Source organism: Kineococcus glutinatus (genome assembly GCF_039542765.1).
Lineage (GTDB): Bacteria > Actinomycetota > Actinomycetes > Actinomycetales > Kineococcaceae > Kineococcus_A > Kineococcus_A glutinatus.
Genome location: NZ_BAABIL010000053.1, coordinates 14,612 through 35,978 on the forward strand (window position 1 = coordinate 14,612; position 21,367 = coordinate 35,978).

At 75.2% G+C, this 21,367-nt stretch carries 19 protein-coding genes; 13 read left to right on the top strand and 6 right to left on the bottom strand.

The window, feature by feature from the left end; genetic code table 11:
- Positions 1-47 precede the first annotated feature (47 nt).
- Positions 48-1,913, bottom strand: coding sequence for a family 43 glycosylhydrolase (locus ABEB16_RS02620; protein WP_345710720.1), 1,866 nt, complete (start codon positions 1,911-1,913; stop codon positions 48-50).
- Between the two features lie 209 nt (positions 1,914-2,122).
- On the opposite strand from ABEB16_RS02620, the gene ABEB16_RS02625 reads away from it, so the two are divergent.
- Together ABEB16_RS02625 and ABEB16_RS02630 are read left to right on the top strand one after the other, a co-directional pair.
- A complete protein-coding gene (locus ABEB16_RS02625) occupies positions 2,123-2,737 on the top strand; it encodes a PadR family transcriptional regulator (protein ID WP_345710721.1) in 615 nt (204 codons plus the stop codon).
- 5 nt (positions 2,738-2,742) lie between these two features.
- On the top strand, positions 2,743-4,020 hold the full coding sequence (locus ABEB16_RS02630) for an FAD-dependent monooxygenase (RefSeq protein ID WP_345710722.1): 1,278 nt from the start codon (positions 2,743-2,745) through the stop codon (positions 4,018-4,020).
- A gap of 28 nt (positions 4,021-4,048) precedes the next feature.
- Here the strand turns inward: ABEB16_RS02630 and ABEB16_RS02635 are convergent, their stop codons facing one another.
- Positions 4,049-5,113, bottom strand: a complete 1,065-nt coding sequence (locus ABEB16_RS02635; protein ID WP_345710723.1) for a SpoIIE family protein phosphatase — start codon at positions 5,111-5,113, stop codon at positions 4,049-4,051.
- Between the two features lie 2 nt (positions 5,114-5,115).
- Positions 5,116-6,246, bottom strand: a complete 1,131-nt coding sequence (locus ABEB16_RS02640) for a glutamate--cysteine ligase (protein ID WP_345710724.1) — start codon at positions 6,244-6,246, stop codon at positions 5,116-5,118.
- 79 nt (positions 6,247-6,325) lie between these two features.
- On the opposite strand from ABEB16_RS02640, the gene ABEB16_RS02645 reads away from it, so the two are divergent.
- The 3 genes from ABEB16_RS02645 to ABEB16_RS02655 are packed head-to-tail and all read left to right on the top strand — an operon-like array spanning position 6,326 to position 9,201.
- Positions 6,326-7,762: a dihydrolipoyl dehydrogenase family protein gene (locus ABEB16_RS02645; protein WP_345710725.1), complete on the top strand. Its 1,437-nt coding sequence runs from the start codon at positions 6,326-6,328 to the stop codon at positions 7,760-7,762.
- Positions 7,759-8,148: a MerR family transcriptional regulator gene (locus ABEB16_RS02650; RefSeq protein ID WP_345710726.1), complete on the top strand. Its 390-nt coding sequence runs from the start codon at positions 7,759-7,761 to the stop codon at positions 8,146-8,148. The genes ABEB16_RS02645 and ABEB16_RS02650 overlap by 4 nt, the downstream gene beginning before the upstream one ends.
- A 33-nt stretch (positions 8,149-8,181) precedes the next feature.
- On the top strand, positions 8,182-9,201 hold the full coding sequence (locus tag ABEB16_RS02655; protein WP_345710727.1) for an aldo/keto reductase: 1,020 nt from the start codon (positions 8,182-8,184) through the stop codon (positions 9,199-9,201).
- 37 nt (positions 9,202-9,238) lie between these two features.
- On the opposite strand, the gene ABEB16_RS02660 is transcribed toward ABEB16_RS02655, so the two are convergent.
- Positions 9,239-9,883, bottom strand: a complete 645-nt coding sequence (locus tag ABEB16_RS02660) for an MBL fold metallo-hydrolase (protein WP_345710728.1) — start codon at positions 9,881-9,883, stop codon at positions 9,239-9,241.
- A gap of 137 nt (positions 9,884-10,020) precedes the next feature.
- On the opposite strand from ABEB16_RS02660, the gene ABEB16_RS02665 reads away from it, so the two are divergent.
- A complete protein-coding gene (locus ABEB16_RS02665) occupies positions 10,021-10,863 on the top strand; it encodes an AbfB domain-containing protein (RefSeq protein WP_345710729.1) in 843 nt (280 codons plus the stop codon).
- A gap of 27 nt (positions 10,864-10,890) precedes the next feature.
- Here ABEB16_RS02665 and ABEB16_RS02670 read toward each other — a convergent pair whose 3' ends face one another.
- The gene (locus tag ABEB16_RS02670) at positions 10,891-12,486 is read right to left on the bottom strand and encodes a methyl-accepting chemotaxis protein (protein ID WP_345710730.1); all 1,596 of its coding nucleotides are present in this window, start codon (positions 12,484-12,486) and stop codon (positions 10,891-10,893) included.
- Between the two features lie 208 nt (positions 12,487-12,694).
- Between ABEB16_RS02670 and ABEB16_RS02675 the strand changes: the two genes are divergently transcribed.
- The 6 genes from ABEB16_RS02675 (at position 12,695) to purL (ending at position 19,202) form a co-directional block, all read left to right on the top strand.
- Entirely contained in the window at positions 12,695-14,203 is a 1,509-nt protein-coding gene (locus tag ABEB16_RS02675) for an NCS1 family nucleobase:cation symporter-1 (RefSeq protein WP_345710731.1), read from the top strand.
- Positions 14,200-15,060 carry an aspartate/glutamate racemase family protein gene (locus ABEB16_RS02680; protein ID WP_345710732.1) on the top strand — a complete coding sequence of 287 codons (861 nt, stop codon included), beginning with the start codon at positions 14,200-14,202 and terminating at the stop codon, positions 15,058-15,060. The genes ABEB16_RS02675 and ABEB16_RS02680 overlap by 4 nt, the downstream gene beginning before the upstream one ends.
- Positions 15,047-15,766: a GntR family transcriptional regulator gene (locus ABEB16_RS02685; protein WP_345710733.1), complete on the top strand. Its 720-nt coding sequence runs from the start codon at positions 15,047-15,049 to the stop codon at positions 15,764-15,766. Before ABEB16_RS02680 ends, ABEB16_RS02685 begins: the two co-directional genes overlap by 14 nt.
- A gap of 144 nt (positions 15,767-15,910) precedes the next feature.
- Positions 15,911-16,192 carry a phosphoribosylformylglycinamidine synthase subunit PurS gene (gene purS / locus ABEB16_RS02690; protein ID WP_345710734.1) on the top strand — a complete coding sequence of 94 codons (282 nt, stop codon included), beginning with the start codon at positions 15,911-15,913 and terminating at the stop codon, positions 16,190-16,192.
- Positions 16,189-16,872 carry a phosphoribosylformylglycinamidine synthase subunit PurQ gene (gene purQ / locus ABEB16_RS02695; RefSeq protein ID WP_345710735.1) on the top strand — a complete coding sequence of 228 codons (684 nt, stop codon included), beginning with the start codon at positions 16,189-16,191 and terminating at the stop codon, positions 16,870-16,872. The genes purS and purQ overlap by 4 nt, the downstream gene beginning before the upstream one ends.
- Positions 16,869-19,202: a phosphoribosylformylglycinamidine synthase subunit PurL gene (gene purL / locus ABEB16_RS02700; RefSeq protein ID WP_345710736.1), complete on the top strand. Its 2,334-nt coding sequence runs from the start codon at positions 16,869-16,871 to the stop codon at positions 19,200-19,202. Before purQ ends, purL begins: the two co-directional genes overlap by 4 nt.
- A 60-nt stretch (positions 19,203-19,262) precedes the next feature.
- On the opposite strand, the gene ABEB16_RS02705 is transcribed toward purL, so the two are convergent.
- The gene (locus ABEB16_RS02705; protein ID WP_345710737.1) at positions 19,263-20,000 is read right to left on the bottom strand and encodes a GntR family transcriptional regulator; all 738 of its coding nucleotides are present in this window, start codon (positions 19,998-20,000) and stop codon (positions 19,263-19,265) included.
- 365 nt (positions 20,001-20,365) lie between these two features.
- Between ABEB16_RS02705 and iolC the strand changes: the two genes are divergently transcribed.
- Positions 20,366-21,328 (top strand): 5-dehydro-2-deoxygluconokinase, encoded by a 963-nt coding sequence (gene iolC, locus ABEB16_RS02710; RefSeq protein ID WP_425560093.1) that lies wholly within the window; start codon positions 20,366-20,368, stop codon positions 21,326-21,328.
- Positions 21,329-21,367: the final 39 nt, after the last annotated feature.

Here is a 21,367-nt window from a genome sequence, read left to right on the forward strand (position 1 = left end):
TGGTGCTGTGGTGGTCGTGGGCCTCGTCGGTGCCCACCGCGGCCGCGTCAGGGACGCAGCAGCGTCACCTGGCGGCTGGTCGAGGGGTTCGCCAGCGTCCAGGTGCCCTCGTCGGTCGGGGAGAGCCTCCACGCCCGGCTCGCCGCGTTCGCGCTCGTGGGCCACACGAGGACGAGCTCACCGGCGGCGTTCGTCGCCAGCTGCAGCCGGCTCCTGACGTTCGTCACCGTGGAGGCGGCGCTGCCCGCGATGGCGTCGACGCGCCACTCCTGGCAGGACTTCGCCGTGCGCTTCTGCAGCGCCACCTTCGTCAGCGCCTTGACGTCGCCGGTGCAGGCGAGGGCCCCGAGCACGTCCTGCCCGCCGGTGGGGCTGCCGAGCAGGACGTCGCCCACCGGGGTGAAGCGGAACTGCTGGGCCGCGGTCGGCGTGGCCGCGGTCGTGATCTCGACGTTGGAGCCGTTCGCGGTCCACGCCCGCTGCCCGGTCAGGACGCTGCGCACCGTCGTCCAGCCGTCGGCGGCGGTGCTGAAGCCCCAGCGCTGGCAGTCGTTGGGGCCGAAGGAGGCCACCCAGCCCCACTGCGCCACGTTGCCGCCGTCGACGTTGGTGCAGGCGGCGACCTCGGCGACGTTGTTGGTCTCGCGGTTGAGGATGCGCGAGCCGGCCCCGCGGTCGTCCACCTGCCACTGCTGGCAGCGGGCGGCGGCGCCGGTACCGGCCGCGGCGGCGAGCCCGACGTTGGCCCCCTCGTGGCCGCAGCCGTCGGCCTGCACCAGGGTGCCGGTGCTGCGGGAGGCGATCCGCACGAACGCCGTGCCGTGACCGGCGGTCGCGCTGGGGTTCAGCGGGTCGCCGATGACGGGCCAGCCGTCCTTCCAGGTGATCGGGCGCACGTTGAGGCGGGGGGTGCCGCCGCCGGTGGTGTCGTAGTAGTGGTTGACGAAGTACTGCTTGCCCCGGTCGGTCAGCACGTCACCGTGGCCGGTACCGGCGAACTCGTTGTAGCCGCGCAGCAGCTCCGTGCCGCCGCCGGCGAGCAGCGAGACGCCCTCGGCGTCGACGTACGGGCCGGTGACGGACTTCGAGCGGCCGACGACGACGCGGTAGTCGCTGTCCACGCCGCGGCAGCAGTAGTCGAACGAGGCGAACAGGTAGTAGTAGTCCCCGCGCCGCACGATCGAGGGGCCCTCGACGGCGTTCGGCGCGTACTGCCGGTTCACCAGGTCGTACGTCGCGGTGTCCGCGGTGGAGAGCTTGCCGGTGCGCTCGTCGAGGCGGCGCATCTTCAGGCCGGTCCAGAACGAGCCGAAGGACAGCCACTGCCGACCCTTGGCGTCGGTGGTGACGTCCGGGTCGATGGCGTTGAACTCCTGCGGGTTCCCGGGGCTGGGCTGCGACTGCAGCACGAGGCCCTCGTCGTGCCAGCCGAAGTCCGCCGACGCGGGGTCGAGCGTCTTGGTGGTGGCCAGGCCGATGACGGAGTGGTTCTGCCCGAACGCCGCGGAGACGGCGTAGTAGAGCCGCCACTCACCGCCCGAGTAGCTCAGGTCGGGGGCCCACAGGTCGGTGATGGGCCGGTTCACCGCGCTGCCCAGGGTGGGCAGCACCCACGAGGGCAGGTCGCTGAACACCGGGTCGAGCTCGGTCCAGGTGACGAGGTCCCGGGAGCGCTTGACGGGCAGGTAGGTGTTCGCCCGCCCGGCGTCACCGGTGATGACCATGTAGTACCAGTCGCCCTCGCGGACCACCGTGGGGTCGTGGGCGATGGTGTCCGCCGCTCGGGGAGCGGGGGTCGCGGAGGCCGCGGGGGCGGCTGCGACGGCGGGAGCTGCTGCGACGGCACCGCCGCCGACCAGCAGGGCTCCGGCGAGCGCGGGCGTCAGGGCCCTGGCGATCGCAGTTCTGATCACGGGCGCACCTCTCGTGATGCGCGTCCACCACCTTGGGGATCGCGTGGGGCGCCGCGAGCGGCGCCGAGCGCGCAGTCTGCATCGTTGTAAACAACGATGCAAGAGGGAGTTTCCGCGTGATCGGTCGACGCTGCGTGACCGGATGGTTGACGTCGACTATCCGTTGTCGGATATTTGGAGATGCCACGCGCGGAGGGGAGGATGCAGTCGTGGCACAGGCGCGCAAGGTCGCCAACCCGCTGGGCCTGGCGGTGCTCGCCTACCTGACCCAGCGGCCCATGCACCCCTACGAGCTCGGGCGCACCCTGCGGGACAACGGCGACGCCCGCAGCATCAAGTTCAACCACGGCTCGCTCTACACGGTCGTCGGCCAGCTGCAGCGCGCCGGCTACGTCGAGGAGGCCGGGACCAGCCGGTCGGGCCAGCGCCCCGAGCGCACCGTCTACGCCATCACCGACGCCGGCCGCCGCGAGGTGGACGGCTGGATCCGCGAACTCCTCGCCGAACCGCAGCACGAGTACCCCGCCTTCACCGCCGCGCTCTCCCTGGTGGCGGTGCTGCCCCCGGCGGACGTGCTGCCCCTGCTGCGCAGGCGGCTCGACCTGCTCGCCGCGCAGCGCACCGCGATCCGCGAACTCGTCGACACCGCCCTCGCGCAGGGGGTCCCGGCCCTGTTCCTCCTGGAGGAGGAACACCGGCTGGCGCTCCTGGACGCCGAGGTGGCGTTCGTCGAGCGGCTCTGCGACCGGATCGCCGACCCGCAGGAGGACTGGGCGCGGCAGTGGACCTCCCACCGCGAGGAGGCGCCGCCCGACGAGAGGTGAGACCCGTGAGCAGTTCCAGCAACCCCGCAAGTTCCAGCAGTTCCAGCAGTTCCAGCAGTTCCGCCATGGCCCGCAGCGCCGTCGTCGTGGGCGGCGGCATCGCCGGACCGGTGACCGCGATGGCGTTGCAGCGCGCGGGGATCGAGGCGAGCGTCCACGAGGCGCACCCCGGCCCGGCCGACGGCATCGGCGGTGGTCTGAACATCGCCCCCAACGGGCTCGCCGCCCTCGCCGCGATCGGGGCCGACGAGGCGGTGCGCCGCATCGGCGCCCCTATGACGTCGATCGTCCTGCACAGCTGGACCGGCCGCCGCCTCGCCGAGGTCGCCGATCCCCCCGACCTGCCGGTGAGCCGGTTCGTCTGGCGGCCGGAGCTGTACCGGGCGCTGTACGACGAGGCGGTCTCCCGCGGCGTGCGGATCCACCACTCCCGGCGCCTGGTGGCCGTCGCGGAAACCCCCGACGGGGTCACCGCCCGGTTCGCCGACGGCAGCGAGGTCACCGCCGACGTCCTCGTCGGTGCCGACGGCATCCGATCCACCGTCCGCGCCCTCATCGACCCCGGCGCCCCCGCCCCCCGGTACTGCGGGCTGCTGAACTTCGGTGCCGTCCTGCCCGAGACCGGGCTGCCGCCCACCGGGGACCGGATGCACATGGTGTTCGGCAAGCGGGCGTTCCTCGGCTACCAGGTCGACGCCGACGGCGGCGGTGGCTGGTTCGTCAACCTGCCGCACCGCGACCCCGCGACGGCGGCGCAGGTGCGGGGCGTCCCCGCGCAGGAGTGGCTGGAGCGGTTGCGCGCGGCCCTCGCCGGCGACCGCGGCCCGGGCCCGGACCTGCTGCGGCGCACCGATCCGGCCGACCTGCTCGTCATCGGCCCGGTGGAGGACCTGCCCACCGTCCCTGTGTGGAGCCGGGGCCGGGCCGTGCTCGTCGGCGACGCCGCGCACGCCACCTCGCCGAGTTCCGGCCAGGGCGCCTCGCAGGCCGCCGAGAGCGCCGTGCAGCTCGCCCGCTGCCTGCGGGACCTGCCCGTCGGGGCCGCGTTCGCGGAGTACGAGCGGCTGCGCCGGGCGCGCGTGGAGCGCGTCATCGCCGCCGGCGCGCGGACCAGCAGCGCCAAGGCGGCCGGCCCCGTGGGCCGCGTGCTGCGCGACCTGCTGATGCCCGTCGCGATGCGGGCCTTCGCCTCGCCGGAGCGGATGCGCTGGCAGACCGGCCACCGCATCGACTTCGACGCGCCCGTCGTCCCGGCGCAGCGCGAACCGGCCGGTCGCCGGTGAGGTGGGCGCCCGCGCCCCGCCCGGGCCCTCAGGCCGGGATCCGCGCCCGCTCCAGCAGCAGGACCGCGACGTCGTCCGTGAGGGTGCCGCCGACGTGGGCGCGCACCCGCGCCAGCAGGCGCTCCAGCGCCGCGTCCAGGTCGTCGGCCGCAGGAACACCCGGGGAGGCCCCCGGCCCCGCGAGGTCCTGCACCGCCGCGGTCAGGTCGAAGAAGCGCCCCTCCGCGTCGCGCGCCTCCAGCAGCCCGTCGGTGTGCAGCAGCAGCCGCTCCCCGGGTTCCAGGCGATCCGCCTCCACCACCGGCTCCACGCCCATCCCCAGCGGCGGGCACGACGTGGCCCCCACCTCCCGCGGCGCCCGGCCGGGAGCCAGCAGCAGCGGGGCGGGGTGCCCGCAGCGCACCACGTCCAGCCGGCCGTCGGGGTGCACCTCGCACAGCACCGCCGTCACGAAGTCCTCCGGGCCCAGCGACGGGCTGACGGCGGCGTCCACGGCGCGGGCCACGTCGTCCAGGTCCGGCCCCTCCAGCGGGGCGCTGTGCCGGAACGCCGAGAGCACGGCGGCCGCGGTGTGCACCGCCGGCAGCCCCTTGCCCCGGGCGTCGCCCACGACCACCCGGACCGAACCGTCCCGGGCCACGACGTCGAACAGGTCACCGCCCACGAGGGCGGCGGCGTCGGCGGAGACGTAGCGGGAGGCCAGCACGAGCCCGCCCACCTGCGCGGGCACCGGGTGCAGGATCGCGGTCTGCGCGACCGTCGCGACCTCCGTGACGGCCCGGATGCGCTCCTCCCGCCGGACGCGGACCCGGGCCCCGAACACGGCGAAGCCCGCCAGCGCCGCGCTGCCGGCCACCCGGACCTCGCCCACGCCGTCGAGCAGGTCACCCGTCTCGTGGCTGAGGTGCGCCACCGCCAGCACCGAGGTGAGCGCGACCGCCGCGGTGGGCCGCCAGCCCAGGACCAGGGAGGCGGCGAGCGGTCCCAGCGCCAGCCAGGGCACCACGACGAGGCGGCCCCCGGCGGCGAACTGCACCCCCCACAGCGCCAGGACCCACCCGAGGGCCAGCGCGAGGACCGTGCCGGCGCGCACCCTCAAGGGGTCTCCCGCAGTTCCGCGACGAGGCTGTCCACCACCGCCACGAGGTCCCCGCCGGCGGCCTCCGCCACGGCGCGCTGGCGCTGGTAGCTCGCACCGCGGCGCGGGATGTCGGCCACCGAGGCCAGCTCGTCGGCGCAGCCCAGCCGGCGGGCCACCGGCGCCAGCCGCTCCAGCACGTCGGCGAGGTCGTCGGTGACCAGCCGCTCGCGCCCCGCCGCGTCGAGGATGACCTCCGCGTCCAGGCCGTAGCGCGCCGAGCGCCACTTGTTCTCCTGCACGTGCCAGGGCGGCAGGGTGGGCAGCTCCTCGCCCGCCTCCAGCCGGGTGTCCAGGTCCACGACGAGGCAGTGCACCAGCGCCGTCAGCGCCGTCAGCTCCCGCAGGGTGGGCACCCCGTCGCACACCCGCGTCTCCAGCGTCCCCAGCGCGGGGGAGGGCCGCACGTCCCAGCGCACGTCGCTGAGCCCGTCGATGACGCCGGTGACGAGCATGTCGTCGATGTAGGACTCGAACTCCGCCCACGAGCCGAACTGGAACGGCAGGCCCGCCGTCGGCAGCTGCTGGAACATCAGCGCCCGGTTGCTGGCGTAGCCGGTGTCCGTGCCCGTCCAGTACGGCGACGACGCGGACAGCGCCTGCAGGTGCGGGTAGGTGTTGAGCATCGTGTTGAGGATCGGCAGCACCTTGTGCACGGAGTCGACGCCGACGTGCACGTGCACGCCCCAGATGAGCATCTGCCGGCCCCACCACTGGGTGCGCTCGATGAGCTCGGCGTAGCGGGGGTTGTCGGTGACCTGCTGGGCGCTCCAGCGCGCGAACGGGTGGGTGCCGGCGCTCATGAGCTCGATGCCCAGCGGGTCGGTGACGCGGCGGACCTGCGCGAGGCTGCCGGACAGGTCGGCGGCGGCCTCCGCGACCGTGTCGCAGATGCCGGTGACGACCTCGACGGTGTTGCGCAGCAGCTCCTTGTGGATGCGGGGGTGCTCGCGGCCGTCGTCGCCGCGCAGGGCGTCCAGCACGGTGCCCGCGCGGCTCGTCAGGTCCCGGCTCGTGCGGTCGACGAGCGCGAGCTCCCACTCCACGCCCAGCGTGGGGCGGGGGGAGGGGGTGAAGTCCACGCGCACGTGTCGAGCCAACCACAGGCCGGGTCCCCGTGCCGCCCGCCCGGTGGCGTCCCCCGGCGCATCCCCTAGCGTCGCGCCCATGAGCGAGGTCGTGGGCGGGCGCGAGGTGGACGTCGTCGTCATCGGGGCCGGGCCGGTGGGGGAGAACCTCGCCGACCGGGCGCACCGCGGCGGCCTGTCGGTCGTCCTGGTCGAGCGCGAGCTCGTCGGCGGGGAGTGCTCCTACTGGGCGTGCATGCCCTCCAAGGCGCTGCTGCTGCCCGGTCACGCCCTGGCTGCCGCCCACCGCCTGCCCGGGGCCGCGCAGGCCGTCACCGGTGGTCTCGACGCGGCCGCCGTCCTGGCGCGGCGCACCACCTTCACCCACGGCTGGGACGACTCCTCCCAGGAGGAGTGGGTGGGCTCGGCGGGCCTGGAGCTGCTGCGCGGCACCGCCCGCCTGGCCGGGGAGCGGCGCGTGGTGGTCGACGCGCCGGACGGCACCACCACGGTCCTCACCGCCCGCCGCGCCGTCGCCGTCTGCACCGGCTCGGTGCCCGTGCTGCCGCGGCTGGAGGGCCTGCCGGAGACGCCGCACTGGACGAACCGGGAGGCCACCGGCGCCCAGGAGGTGCCCGGCGCCCTCGTCGTCCTCGGCGGCGGGGTCGTGGCGGTGGAGATGGCGCAGGCGTGGCAGCGCCTGGGCTCCCGGGTGACGCTGCTGGCCCGCTCCGGGCTGCTCGGGGGCGCCGAGCCCTTCGCGGGGGAGCTGGTGGGCGCCGCGCTGGCCGCCGACGGCGTCGACGTGCGCACCGGCACCTCCCCCGAGCGGGTGGCGCAGCGCGGGGGGCAGGTCGTGGTCACCCTGCCCGGCGGCGAGGAGGTCGTCGCCGACCGCCTGCTCGTGGCGACGGGGCGGCGCGCCGCGGTGGACACCCTGGCGCTGGAAACCGTCGGCCTGCCCGGCGACGGCCCGCTGGAGGTGGACGACTCCGGGCGGGTGCTCGCGGTGCCCGGCGGCTGGCTGTACGCCGCCGGCGACGTCACCGGCCGCGCCCCCCTCACCCACCAGGGCAAGTACGCCGCGCGGGCCGCGGGCGACGCGATCGCGGCGCGGGCCGCCGGGGACCTCGGCGACCAGGTGCCGGCGTGGTCGCGGTACGCGGCCAGCGCCGACGCCGCCGCGGTGCCGCAGGTGGTGTTCACCGACCCCGAGGTCGCCTCGGTCGGGCTCACCGGGCGGGAGGCGGGCGAGCGCGGCCTGGACGTGCGGGTGGTGGACGTGGAGCTCGGCGCGGTGGCCGGGGCCTCCCTCGTCGCCGACGGCTACACCGGCCGGGCCCGGCTCGTCGTCGACGAGACCCGCCGCGTCGTGGTGGGCGCCACGTTCGTCGGGCAGGGCGTCGCGGAGCTGCTGCACTCCGCCACGGTCGCCGTCGTGGGGGAGGTGCCGCTGGAGCGGCTGTGGCACGCCGTGCCCAGCTACCCGACGCTCAGCGAGGTGTGGCTGCGCCTGCTCGAGGAGTACGGGCTGTGAGCGCGGTGGCGTTCGCGCAGGGCATCGGCGTCGCCGAGGCGGCGCAGCTGTGCGGGCTCAGCGCCCACACCCTGCGGTACTACGAGCGCGACGGCCTGATGCTGGCCCCGGTGGCCCGCACCGCCTCGGGGCGGCGCGCCTACACCGAGGAGGACCTGCGCTGGATCGCGATGGTGACCCGGCTGCGCGCCACCGGCATGCCGATCCGGGAGGTCCGCGCCTACGCCGAGCTGTGCCGCGGCGGCGGTGGCGAGCGGGAACGGCTGGCGATCCTGCTCGCGCACCGCGCGCGGGTGCTGGCGCAGCTGGCGGAGGTGCAGGGGCACCTGGCCGCCATCGACGGCAAGATCGCCCGCTACGAGGAGCAGCTGGCCGCCCGCGCTTGACTTCGAGCGCGCTCGAAGACGCAGGCTCGCGCCATGACAGCGACCGGCAGCACGTCCGCCCCCACCACCGCCCGCCGCACGCTGGGCAGCGGCACCGCGGCCCTGGAGGTCTCCGCCCTCGGCCTGGGCTGCATGGGCATGTCGGAGTTCTACGGCCCCGGCGACGAGGCGGGGTCCCTGGCCACGATCGGCGCCGCCCTCGACGCCGGGATCACGTTCCTGGACACCGCCGACATGTACGGGCCCTTCACCAACGAGCGGCTCGTGGGCCGCGCGATCGCCTCCCGCCGCGAGGAGGTGCAGCTCGCGACGAAGTTCGGCAACGAGCGCCTCCCGGACGGCGCGCGCCGGGTCAACGGCCGCCCCGAGTACGTCCGCGCCGCCTGCGACGCGAGCCTGCAGCGCCTCGGCGTCGACGTGATCGACCTGTACTACCAGCACCGCGTGGACACCACCGTGCCCGTGGAGGAGACCTGGGGCGCCATGTCGGAGCTCGTCGCCGCGGGCAAGGTGCGCCACCTCGGCATCTCCGAGGCCGCGCCGGGCACGATCCGCCGCGCCCACGCCGTGCACCCGGTCACGGCGCTGCAGACCGAGTGGAGCCTGTGGACCCGGGACCCCGAGGAGAACGGCGTCCTGGCGACGGTGCGGGAGCTCGGCATCGGCTTCGTGCCGTACTCCCCGCTGGGCCGGGGTTTCCTCTCCGGCGCCATCCGCAGCACCGACGACCTGGCCCCCGACGACTTCCGCCGGCACAACCCCCGGTTCCAGGGGGAGAACCTGACCGCGAACCTCCGGCTGGTCGACGAGGTCCGCGCGCTGGCCGCCGCGAAGGGCGTCACCGCCTCCCAGCTGGCGCTGGCGTGGCTGCTGGCGCAGGGGCCGGACGTCGTGCCCATCCCCGGCACGCGCCGGCGCGAGCGGCTGGCGGAGAACGCCGGTTCCCTCGCCGTGCAGCTCACCGGCGAGGAGCTGCGGCACCTGGCGGAGGTGCTGCCGGTGGGGAGCGCGGCGGGCGAGCGGTACCCGGACATGAGCTCCGTGCACCGCTGACACCCGCCGCCGTCCTGGCGCCGCCGCCGCGTCCGGCTCAGAACTCCCCGGGGCCGGTCTCGGCGAGGTCGCGGACCTCCGCGCCGCCCAGGTTGCCGACGTGGCGCACGTACATGCCCCGCCCGTGCGGCTGCAGCAGGGAGTCGTGCACCGGCACCGCGACGCGGGCACCGACGGCGCGCACGAAGTCCACCGTCTCCTTCAGCGCCGCCCACGGGGCGTTGAGCGGCACCGCGAGCACGTCGACGCCCTCGGGTGCGGTGCCGTAGGAGTCACCGGGGTGCAGCAGCACGGGCTCGCCGGGGGCGCGCACCAGCAGGCCGACGTTGCCCACCCGGGGGATGTCGTCGTGGATGACGGCGTGCTCCCCGCCGACGGCCTCCACGCGCGCCCCGCCCAGCTCCAGGACCTCGCCGGGGCGCACCGCGGCGGCGGTGAGGCCCTGCCCGGCGAGCTGCTCGGCGGTCTGCGCCTCGGCGTGCACCGCGGCGCCGGGGTTGCGCTCCAGCAGCGGGCCGAGGCGGGCGGGGTCCACGTGGTCGGGGTGCTGGTGGGTGATGAGGACCGCGTCGAGACCGGTGAGGTCCTCGAACCCGGCGGAGAAGACACCGGGGTCGAGCAGCAGCCGGGTCCCGGCGGTCTCGACGAGGAGGCAGGCGTGGCCGAGGTGGGTGATCCGCATGGCGGCATCCTCGCCCCTGCCCGGGAGCCGCCGCGCGCCGGCCGGGGCGTCGGGGCCGGTATCAGGTGCGGGCGCCGGCACCTCTGCCGGTGGTGACGACACCCGCGCCAGGACCTGCGAACCGTCGACCGACCAGCGTGGCCCCCGGGCTCGTCGTGAGCCTCGTGACGAGCCTCGTCGTGAGCCTCGCCGCGGGCGGGGTGGCCGGTGCCGCGGCCGCGGCCGCGGCCCCGCTGGGCGCCGGGCGCGTGGGTGGGGAACCGCTGGGCTCGCGGGTCACCCTGACGCGGTACGGCGACGACGCGCCGGTGCGGGTGCTGAACGTCACCACCTACATCCAGCCGATCGACGTCATGACCGCCACGGACACCACCGACGCCCACTTCCTGAAGGTGCGCGGGCTGAGCGACGCCAACTGCATCTCGTGGGAGTCGGCGAAGCACCGCGGCCGCTTCCTGCGCCACCGCGGTCCCGGGACGCGGCTGGAGCTGGCCGGCGGGCTGTTCGACCCGTGGTTCGCGGCCGACGCGACCTTCTGCCCGCACTACCTGGGCGACGGCTGGATGGGGGTGTCGCCCCACGTGGAGCTGGAGTCGGTGAACCACCCCGGCCACTTCGTGCAGGTGCACGGGGACCACCTCGTGCTGGACCGGCGCGACCACAGCGGGCCGTACACCTGGGGGTTCGCGGAGCGGGACCCCGCTTCCCTCGGCCAGGTGAGTGGCGGCGGGTGGACCATCCACGAGGACGACACGGCGACGTACGAGCGGTGGGGGACGTGCACGGGCCTGACCCCGTGGTTCGGCCAGCCCCGGCGCAGGAGCGTCTCCGTCACGCTCTCCACCGGCCGGGTCGTCAGCAGCACCGCCACGTCGACCCCGTTCGTGGGGTACTACCCGCACGTCGCGCTGCGCAGCACCCGCGCCGACTGGCCGTCGGTCCACGCCGTCGAGCGGAACGTCTGGCCCTGCGTGTGGTGAGGGTGCGCGACCCTCGCCGGGCGCCCGTCAGACGCGGAAGCGGGAGACGGTGTCGCGCAGCTCCGCCGACATCCGCGCCAGCGCCGCGGCGGCCTCGCGGGCCTCGGTGGCGCTGCCGGTGGTGACCTCGGCGGCGCGCGCCACGTCGGTGATGCTGCCGGCGATGTGGCCGCTGCCGGCGGCGGTGTCGGCGACGCTGCGGGTGATCTCGTTGGTGACGGCGGTCTGCTCCTCCACCGCGGTGGCGATGGTGGTCTGGTAGCCGCTGATGTCGTCGATGACCCGGCTGATCCGCTGGATGGCGGCGGTGGCGCTGCCGGTGTCGTCGCGGATGGTCGCGACCCGCACGACGATGTCCTCGGTGGCCCGCGCGGTCTGCTGGGCGAGCTCCTTGACCTCGCTGGCGACGACGGCGAAACCCTTGCCCATCTCACCGGCCCGCGCGGCCTCGATGGTGGCGTTGAGGGCCAGCAGGTTGGTCTGCTCGGCGATCGCGGTGATGACCTGCACGATCTCGCCGATCTCGGCCGAGGAGCGGTCGAGCTTGCCGACCACCTGGCTGGTGGCGGTGGCCTCGGCGACCGCGCCGCGGGCGACGGCGGCGGCGTCGGCGGCGTTGCTGGAGATCTCGGCGATGGAGGCGCTCATCTCCTCCGCCGCCGCCGACAGGGTCGCGACGTTGCCGGAGACCTCGCCGGCCGCGGAGGACACCGCGGCTGCGGACGTGGCGGTGGTGCCGGCGCCGTGGGAGAGGTCGTCGCCGATGCGGTCGAGGGAGGAGGCGGCGTCGGCGAGCTGCGCGGCGCTGCCGCTGATCGAGGCGACGGTCTCGCGCATGCTGCGGGTGGCGCCGGTCAGCGCGGCGGCCATCGTCCCCAGCTCGTCGCGGGTGTCGACGTGGGCCTCGGCGGTGAGGTCGCCGGCGGAGACGGCGCCGAGGACGGCGGTGACCCGGCGCAGCGGCCGCACGACGGCGCGGGTGGCGAGGGCGGCCAGGACGCCGCCGGCGAGGAGACCGAGGGCACCGGCGAGCACGACGTTGCGGACGACGCCGCGGCTGGTGGCGTGCACGCTGTCGGCCTCGGTGAGCGCACGCTGCGCCTGGAGCTCCTCCAGCGCGGTGAAGTCGGCGTCGATGCCCTCGTTGATCTCGGTGGCCTGGTTGTAGCCGGCCCAGAAGGCCTTGAGGTCCTGCGTGTGGGCGGCGGGCAGCATCTGCTCGTCGCGCAGGGCGACGTAGGCGTCCCACTGCTCGAGCAGGCGCTGCGTGCGCTCGGGGTCGGCGCTGACGGCGGCGTACTCGGCGGCGACGGTCTCGATGTCGGCGTCGATCTCCTCCATCGAGGCGGCGATCTTCGCCTGGAAGGTGGGGTTCGACATGTAGTAGTTGAGCACGTAGGCACGGGTCTGCAGCACCCCGCGGTGCAGCTGCGCCAGGCGTGAGATCGGCGTGACGCCCTCGTCGTAGACGGCGCCGGCGCGGTCGTCGACGGAGCGCAGCCCCGCCACGGCGAACGCGGCGACGGCGACCACGGCGAGCGCGACGGCCACGACCCCGGCGGTCACCTTCGCGGCGACCGGCAGGTCCGCCAGCCGTGCGGTCGTCCCCGAGTGCGGTGCCATGAGCCGTCCCCCGTGTGCGTGGTGTACCCGTGCCGGGCCTGCGCCCCCATCGGCAGCCCGGCCGCCGTCCTGAGGCCCGGCGGGGTGCGCGCGGATATATCCGCGGCGTCACACGGTGGAAACGACCGCTTCCTAGGGTCGTCACCGCCGGTTCGCACGTCCCACCACCGCCGGCGGCCGCCACCCGCCCGTCCTCCCGGGAGTAACCATGAACCCACCGCCGACGCAGGCCGCGGTCCCCGAGGACACCGGCCACCTCGCCGGACCCGCTCTCGTCAAGCCCGGCTACGACCCGCGGCTGACCAACGAGGACCTCGCCCCGCTGCGCGAGCAGCGCTGGGGGTCGTACAACTTCTTCGCGTTCTGGATGTCCGACGTGCACAGCGTCGGCGGCTACGTCACCGCCGGCAGCCTGTTCGCGCTCGGCCTGGCCGCCTGGCAGGTGCTGGTGGCCCTGCTCGTCGGCATCTCGATCGTCTACCTGCTGTGCAACCTGGTGGCCCGCCCGAGCCAGGTCACCGGGACCCCGTACCCGGTGGCCTCGCGCATCGCGTTCGGGGTGGTGGGCGCCAACCTGCCCGCCGTCATCCGCGGCCTCATCGCGGTGGCGTGGTACGGCATCCAGACCTACCTCGCGTCGAACTCCCTCGTGCTGCTGGCGCTGAAGCTGTCCCCGGGCCTGGCCCCGTGGGCGGAGGTGGGCACCCACGGGTTCCTCGGGCTCAGCGCGCTGGGCTGGGCGGCGTTCGCGGTGATGTGGGTGCTGCAGGCGGTGGTGTTCTGGCGGGGCATGGAGGCCATCCGCAGGTTCATCGACTTCTGCGGCCCGGCCGTCTACGTCGTCATGGTCGCCCTGGCCCTCTACCTCGTCGTGCGGGCGGGCTGGTCGAACATCGACTTCACCCTCACCGAGGTGACCCACACCGGCTGGGGCGCGGCGGGTGTCATGGTCACCGCCGTCGCGCTCGTCGTGTCGTACTTCTCCGGCCCGATGCTCAACTACGGCGACTTCGCCCGCTACGGGCGCTCGATGGCGGCGGTGCGCAAGGGCAACTTCCTCGGCCTGCCGGTGAACTTCCTGGCCTTCGCCCTGCTCGTCGTCGTCACCACCTCCGCCACGCTGCCGGTGTACGGGGAGATGATCGACGACCCGGTGGAGACGGTGGCGCGCATCGACTCCACCACCGCCGTGCTGCTGGGCTGCCTGACGTTCGTCATCGCCACGATCGGCATCAACATCGTGGCGAACTTCATCTCCCCGGCGTTCGACTTCTCCCACGTCGCGCCGCAGCGCATCTCCTGGCGGATGGGCGGCATGATCGCCGCGGTGGGCTCGGTGCTGCTCACGCCGTGGAACCTCTACAACAACCCCGAGGCGATCCACTACACCCTCGACGTGCTCGGCGCCTTCATCGGCCCGCTCTACGGCGTCCTCATCGCCGACTACTACCTGGTGAAGAAGCAGCGGGTGGACGTCGACGCCCTCTACACGATGGACCCGCAGGGCGCCTACCACTACCGCAGGGGGGTGAACCCCGTCGCGGTCGTCGCGACCGTCGTCGGCGCCGTGCTGGCCCTGCTGCCGGTCATGGCGGGCTGGAGCACCGTCGCGGCGTTCAGCTGGTTCATCGGCGCCGCCATCGCCTTCGCCGCCTACTGGCTGCGCCGCTCGGCGATCCCCGCACCGGCCGTCCCCGCCGCCCGGGTGCCGGCGTGAGCCGGATCCTCGTCGTCAACGTCAACACCGACGCCGACGTGACGGCCGCCATCCGCGCCAGCGCGCGGGCGGCGGCCTCGCCGGGCACCGAGGTCGACGCGGTGCAGCCGCTGTTCGGGCCGGCGTCGGTGGAGAGCAACTTCGAGAGCTACCTGTCCGCCGTCGCCGTCATGGACCGGGTCGTGACGTACCCCGGCCACGTGGACGCCGTCGTGCAGGCGGGGTTCGGCGAGCACGGCCGCGAGGGCCTGCAGGACCTGCTCGACGTGCCGGTCGTCGACATCACCGACGCCGCCGCGCACGTCGCGATGCTCGTGGGCCGCACGTTCGGGATCGTCACCTCGCTGGACCGCACCGTGCCCGCGATCCGCGACCGGCTGCGCTCGGCGGGGCTGGCCGAGCGGTGCGCCGGGGTGCGCGCGGTCGGCCTGGGGGTGGGGGAGCTGGGCGCGGACCGCGCCGCCACCGCGGCGGCCTTCACCGCGGCCGCCCGCCGGGTGGTGGCCGAGGACGGCGCGGAGGTCGTCGTGCTCGGCTGCGCGGGCATGGCGGGGCTGGCCGAGCGGGTCGCCCCCGCCCTCGCCGTGCCCGTCGTGGACGGGGTGGCCGCGGCGGTCCGGCTGGCGGAGTCCCTCGTGGCCCTCGGCCTGCGCACCTCCAAGGTCCGCAGCTACGCCCGCCCCAAGGCCGGTCCCGTCAGCGGCTGGCCGGTCAGCGGCCCGGCGCGGCGCGCGGTGGACCTCGACGGGCGCGCCGGGAGCCGCCACGCTGCGCGGGGTGCGGCAGGAGCGGCGGCCGAGGGGCCCGGTCACGAGCGGTCCGGGCAGCGGGGGACGGGGGTCGGTGCCGGCCGCTGACCCCGGCGGGCCGCCGCGGGCGGGCACCACCCGCGAGGCCGTGCTGGCCGAGCTGCGCCGCCGGGTCCTCGACGGGGAGTTCGCGCCCGGGCGGGCCATCGACGTGGAGGAGGTCGCCGCCGCCGGCGGGGTGAGCCGCGTGCCGGTGCGCGAGGCCCTCATGACGCTGGTGGGCGAGGGGCTCGTGGAGCACCGGCCCCGGCAGGGCTACGCGGTGGCCCGGCTGCGCCCCGACGAGCTCGACGAGCTGTACGAGGTGCGCGGCATCCTGGAGCTGGCCGAGCTGCGCCGCGCCGCCACGGCGCCGCCGGAGGCGCTGGCCCCGGCCCTGCAGCGGGCGCGCGCCGCGCTCGTGGCGGTGGCCGCGGCCCTGGAGGCCGGCGGCGAGCTCGCCCACCACCGCTCCAGCCGCGCCTTCCACATGGCGCTGGTCGGGCCCTGCGCGATGCCGCGCCTGCTGCGGCTGTTCGCCACGACGTGGGACACCACCGACCCGCACCGCCCGATGCGGGACCTGCCGCACGCGGAGGGGGTGCTGCTCGTCGCCGAGCACGCCGCGATGCTGGCGGCGCTGGAGGCGGGCGACGTCGAGGGGCTCTGCGCGGCCGCCGACGCCCACCTGCGCCGGCTGCACGGCAGGATCGGCGCCCGGCCGGCGGCCGAGGACGAGCCGGGTCCGCTGCGGCGCGTCCGCCGTCGGCGGTGAGCGGCGCGGGGCGCTCGCCCCGCGCTCCGGCCGGACGGGGGGTCCTCCGCGCGCGGGTAACCTTGGGGGTGCCGGTGCAGCGCGCCAGCACCCACGCAGGGCACGTCCGGGAGCAGTCCCCTCGAGACCACAGGAGCGTCGCGCATGGGCCGCGTCGTCATCGACGTCATGCCGAAACCCGAGATCCTCGACCCCCAGGGCAAGGCCGTCGTCGGCGCGCTGCCGCGGCTGGGCTTCACGGGCTTCACGGGGGTCCGCCAGGGCAAGCGGTTCGAGCTGGAGGTGGACGGCGAGGTCACCGACGAGGTGCTCGAGCAGGCCCGCCGCGCCGCCGAGACCCTGCTGTCCAACCCGGTGATCGAGGACGTCGTCTCCGTGCGCGCCGCGGAGGGCGCCGCGACCGGTGCGGTGGGGGCCGGCGCGTGAGGATCGGCGTCGTCACCTTCCCCGGCTCCCTCGACGACGGCGACGCCCGCCGCGCCGTGCGCCTCGCCGGTGGCGAGCCCGTCGCCCTGTGGCACGCCGACGCCGACCTGCACGGCGTGGACGCCGTCGTGCTGCCGGGCGGCTTCTCCTACGGCGACTACCTGCGCTGCGGCGCCATCGCCCGCTTCTCGCCCGTCATGGGCGAGGTCGTCGCGCAGGCGCAGCGCGGCCTGCCCGTCCTGGGCATCTGCAACGGCTTCCAGGTGCTGTGCGAGTCGCACCTGCTGCCCGGGGCGCTCGTGCGCAACGACCACCGCAAGTTCGTCTGCACGGACCAGCGGCTGCGGGTGGAGTCCACCTCGACGCTGTGGACGTCGGCGTTCGACGCCGGGCAGGAGATCGTCGTCCCGCTGAAGAACGGCGAGGGCGGCTACGTCGCCGACGAGGCCACCCTCGACCGGCTCGAGGGCGAGGGGCGGGTGGTGTTCCGCTACCTCGGCGCCAACCCCAACGGCTCGCTGCGCGACATCGCCGGCATCGCCAACGAGCGCGGCAACGTCGTCGGCCTCATGCCGCACCCCGAGCACGCGGTGGAGCCGGGCTACGGCCCGGGCACCGACGGCCTGGACCTGTTCACCTCGGTGATCGCCTCGGCGCTGGTGTCGGCGGTGGGCGCGTGAGCACCCACACCCCCGCCCGCCCCGGCGCGGCCCTCGACACCGTCGCCCGGGCCGCCGCCACCCCGGAGCAGGAGCAGCCCTGGGCCGCGCTCGGCCTCAAGGCCGACGAGTACGCCCGCATCCGCGAGATCCTCGGCCGCCGCCCCACCGGTGCGGAGCTGGCGATGTACTCGGTGATGTGGAGCGAGCACTGCTCCTACAAGTCCTCCAAGGTGCACCTGCGCACCTTCGGGCAGCACACCACCGACGAGATGAAGAAGCACCTGATGGTCGGCATCGGCGAGAACGCCGGCGTCGTCGACATCGGGCAGGGCTGGGCCGTCACCTTCAAGGTGGAGAGCCACAACCACCCCTCCTTCATCGAGCCCTACCAGGGCGCGGCCACCGGCGTCGGCGGGATCATCCGCGACATCATGGCGATGGGCGCGCGGCCGATCGCCGTCATGGACTCCCTGCGCTTCGGCGAGGTGGACCACCCCGACACCGCCCGCGTCCTGCCCGGCGTGGTGTCCGGCGTCGGCGGCTACGGCAACTGCATCGGCCTGCCCAACATCGGCGGGGAGGTGTTCTTCGACCCCAGCTACCAGGGCAACCCCCTCGTCAACGCCCTGTGCGTGGGCGCCATGAAGCACGAGGACGTCCACCTCGCCAACGCGCGCGGCGCGGGCAACCTCGTGGTGCTGTTCGGCGCCCGCACCGGTGGCGACGGCATCGGGGGCGTGTCGGTGCTGGCCAGCGAGACGTTCGAGGACACCGGCCCCAGCAAGCGCCCCGCGGTGCAGGTGGGCGACCCGTTCCAGGAGAAGGTCCTCATCGAGTGCTGCCTGGAGCTGTTCGCCGCCGGCCTGGTGGAGGGCATCCAGGACCTCGGCGGCGCGGGGCTGTCCTGCGCCACCAGCGAGCTGGCCAGCGCCGGTGACGGCGGCATGCTCGTCCACCTGGACCGGGTGCCGCTGCGCGACCCCTCCCTCTCGCCGGAGGAGATCCTCATGAGCGAGTCGCAGGAGCGGATGATGGCGGTCGTCACCCCCGCCAACGTCGAGGCGTTCCTCGCGGTCACCGCGAAGTGGGACGTCGAGGCGGCGGTCCTGGGCGAGGTCACGGACGGCGACCACCTCGTGGTGCAGTGGCACGGCGAGACCGTGGTGGACGTGCCGCCGCGCACCGTCGCCCACGAGGGTCCCGTCTACGAGCGCCCCTACGCGCGGCCCGCCTCGCAGGACGCGCTGCAGGCCGACGCCCCGACGCCCGGGCGCCTGCCGCGCCCGGGCACGGGGGAGGAGCTGCGCGCCACCCTGCTGCGGATGGTCGCCTCCCCGAACCTGTGCAGCCGCGCGTGGGTCACCGACCAGTACGACCGCTACGTGCTGGGCAACACGACGCTGGCCACCCCCGACGACGCGGGCGTGGTGCGCGTCGACGAGGAGACCGGCCTCGGCGTGGCCCTCGCCCTGGACGGCAACGGCCGCTTCACCAAGCTCGACCCGGCCACGGGTGCGCAGCTGTCCCTGGCGGAGGCGTACCGCAACGTCGCCACCGCCGGGGCGCGCCCGCTGGCGGTGACGGACTGCCTGAACTTCGGCTCCCCGGAGGACCCGGGCGTCATGTGGCAGTTCGCCGAGGCCGTGCGCGGCCTGGCGCTGGCCTGCGAGCGGCTCGGCGTACCCGTCACCGGCGGCAACGTGTCGCTGTACAACCAGACCGGCGACCGGGGCCTGGACTCCGCGGTGCTGCCCACCCCCGTCATCGGGGTGCTCGGCGTGCTGGACGACGTCTCCCGCCGCACGCCCTCCGGGTGGCGGCAGGCCGGGCAGGCGCTGTACCTGCTGGGCACCACCCGCGACGAGCTCGCCGGCTCGGAGTGGGCGTGGGTGGAGCACCGCCACCTCGGTGGGCTGCCGCCGCGGCCGGACCTGGCGCACGAGGCGCTGCTGGCCGACGTGCTGGTGAACTGCTCCCGCGACGGCCTGGTCGACGCCGCGCACGACCTGTCCGAGGGCGGGCTGGCGCAGGCGCTGGTCGAGGGGTGCCTGCGCTTCGGCGCCGGGGCGCGGCTGTGGCTGGAGGAGCTGTGCGAGCGCGACGGGATCGACCCGTTCGTCGCGCTGTTCTCCGAGTCCGCCGGCCGGGTGCTGGTGGCGGTGCCGCGCGAGGAGGAGGTGCGGTTCACCGACATGTGCACCGCCCGCGGTCTGGCGCACCTGCGGGTCGGGGTGACGGAGGAGGTCGGCGCCGACGCCGCCGTGGACGTCCAGGGGTTGTTCGCGGTGCCGCTGGCGGAGCTGCGCGAGGCGCACACCCGCACGCTGCCGGCGCGCTTCGAGGGCTGAGCCGCACGCGCAGGAGGGCCGGACCCCGCGGGGTCCGGCCCTCCTGCGCGTGGCGCCGCCTCAGCGGTCGACGAGGGTGACCTCGAAGGCGTAGCGGCTGGCGCGGTAGACGTGCTGGCCCCACTCCACGGCGCGGCCGGAGTCGTCGTGGGTGGTGCGCTCCATCGTCAGCAGGGGGGAGCCGCGCCGCTCGCCGAGCAGGTGGCACTCCTCCGTGGTGCCGCGGCGGGCGCCGATGCGCTGCTTGGCCACGCGCATGCCCACGCCGCGGTTGCGCAGCAGCTGGTACAGCCCGCGCTGCTGCAGGTCCTCGGCGCCGAGGTCGGTGAACTCCGGCGGCAGGTGGTTGTCGAGGACGGCGAGGGGTTCGCCGGCGGAGAAGCGCAGCCGGCGGACGTGGAGGACCTCGGTGCCCGGCGCGAGGTCGAGGGCGACGGCCACCTCGTCACCGGCGGGCTCGACGCGGTGCAGCAGGACGTCGGTGCGCGGCGCCTGGCCGGAGCGGGTGAGGTCGTCGAAGAGGCTGGTCAGCTCGACGGGGCGGGTGACCTGCCCGTGGACGACCTGGGTGCCGACGCCGCGCTTGCGCACGAGGAGGCCCTTGTCGACGAGCTGCTGGATGGCGCGGCGCATCGTGGGCCGCGAGAGCCCGAGCTGGTCGGCGAGGCTGATCTCGTTGTCCAGCCGGGAGCCGGGGGCGAGCTGGCCGCTCTCGATGGCGGCCTCGATCTGCCGGGCGACCTGGAAGTACAGGGGCACGGGGCTGGACCGGTCGAGGTCCACGAACAGGCCGCTCATCCCACTCCCTCGGCTGCGCCCGGGCGGCTGCGCCCCCGGTGGCGGTGGTGTCGAGCATAGTCACAAGCGGTACCTACGTCTCCATGACGTGACGTCCTCACATGCTAGATCGCGGCTGTGTCCTTGGTGGCCAACCATGCTCACTTGTCCTGACATACTCTTGACACTGCCTGGTGGGCGCGGCAGGCTCGTGCACGTCCCCGCGCCGGCGCGGCCCGGGGAGCCGCAGCCCGGGGAGGGCCGTCGCGGTCGGGGCGCGCACCTCGGCGCCACCCCGCCCGCGACGGCGCCGACCGCCCAGCACCCACCCGGCGACCCGCCCGGCGCCGACCCGGCCCGACGACCGACCGCACAGGAGGACTCGCGTGAACAGCACCGCCGCGTTCGACGTGGTGACCATGGGGCGGGTCGGCGTCGACCTCTACCCCCTGCAGGACGGCGTCGGCCTGGAGGACGTCGAGACCTTCGGCAAGTACCTCGGTGGCAGCGCCACGAACGTCGCCGTGGCCGCCGCCCGGCACGGGCGCGCGAGCGCCGTCATCACCCGCACCGGCCGCGACGCCTTCGGCACCTTCGTGCACAAGGCGCTGGCCGAGCTCGGGGTGTCCGACGCCTTCGTCTCGCCCGTGGACGGCCTCAACACCCCGCTCGCCTTCTGCGAGATGTACCCGCCGGACCACTTCCCGCTGCTGTTCTACCGGCTGCCCACCGCCCCCGACCTGCAGATCCGCCCCGAAGAGCTCGACCTCGACGCGATCGCCGGGGCCGGGGTGTTCTGGGCCACCGTCACCGGGCTGAGCGAGGAGCCCAGCCGCTCGGCCCACCACGCGGCCTGGCAGGCCCGGGCCCGCCGCCCGCTCACCGTCCTCGACCTGGACTACCGGCCGATGTTCTGGAAGGACCCGGCCGAGGCCACCGCGCAGGTGCGCCGCGCGCTGCCGCACGTCACCGTCGCCGTCGGCAACCGCGAGGAGTGCGAGGTCGCCGTCGGGGAGACCGAGCCCCGCCGCGCCGCCGAGGCCCTGCTGGACGCCGGTGTCGAGGTCGCGATCGTCAAGCAGGGGCCGAAGGGGGTGCTCGGCATGACCCGGGAGGGCGTCGTCGAGGTGCCGCCCACCCCCGTGCAGGTGATCAACGGCCTGGGTGCCGGGGACGGCTTCGGCGGTGCGCTGTGCCACGGCCTGCTCGCCGGCTGGGACCTGGAGCGCGTCCTGCGCTTCGCCAACGCCGCCGGCGCCATCGTCGCCACCCGGCGGGAGTGCTCCACCGCCATGCCCACGACCGCCGAGGTCGAGGCCCTGCTCGAGGAGGTCGCCGCCCGTGCCTGAGACGAACGCGCCCGTGCTCACCCCGCCGGCCCCCGCCGC

Bases quoted from the DNA above. Each gene is read 5' to 3' on its own strand.
- ABEB16_RS02645 (WP_345710725.1), top strand. From the start codon at position 6,326: ATGAGCGAGGTCGTGGGCGGGCGCGAGGTGGACGTCGTCGTCATCGGG.
- ABEB16_RS02655 (WP_345710727.1), top strand. From the start codon at position 8,182: ATGACAGCGACCGGCAGCACGTCCGCCCCCACCACCGCCCGCCGCACG.
- ABEB16_RS02660 (WP_345710728.1), bottom strand. From the start codon at position 9,883: ATGCGGATCACCCACCTCGGCCACGCCTGCCTCCTCGTCGAGACCGCC.
- ABEB16_RS02670 (WP_345710730.1), bottom strand. From the start codon at position 12,486: ATGGCACCGCACTCGGGGACGACCGCACGGCTGGCGGACCTGCCGGTC.
- ABEB16_RS02675 (WP_345710731.1), top strand. From the start codon at position 12,695: ATGAACCCACCGCCGACGCAGGCCGCGGTCCCCGAGGACACCGGCCAC.
- purS (WP_345710734.1), top strand. From the start codon at position 15,911: ATGGGCCGCGTCGTCATCGACGTCATGCCGAAACCCGAGATCCTCGAC.
- ABEB16_RS02705 (WP_345710737.1), bottom strand. From the start codon at position 20,000: ATGAGCGGCCTGTTCGTGGACCTCGACCGGTCCAGCCCCGTGCCCCTG.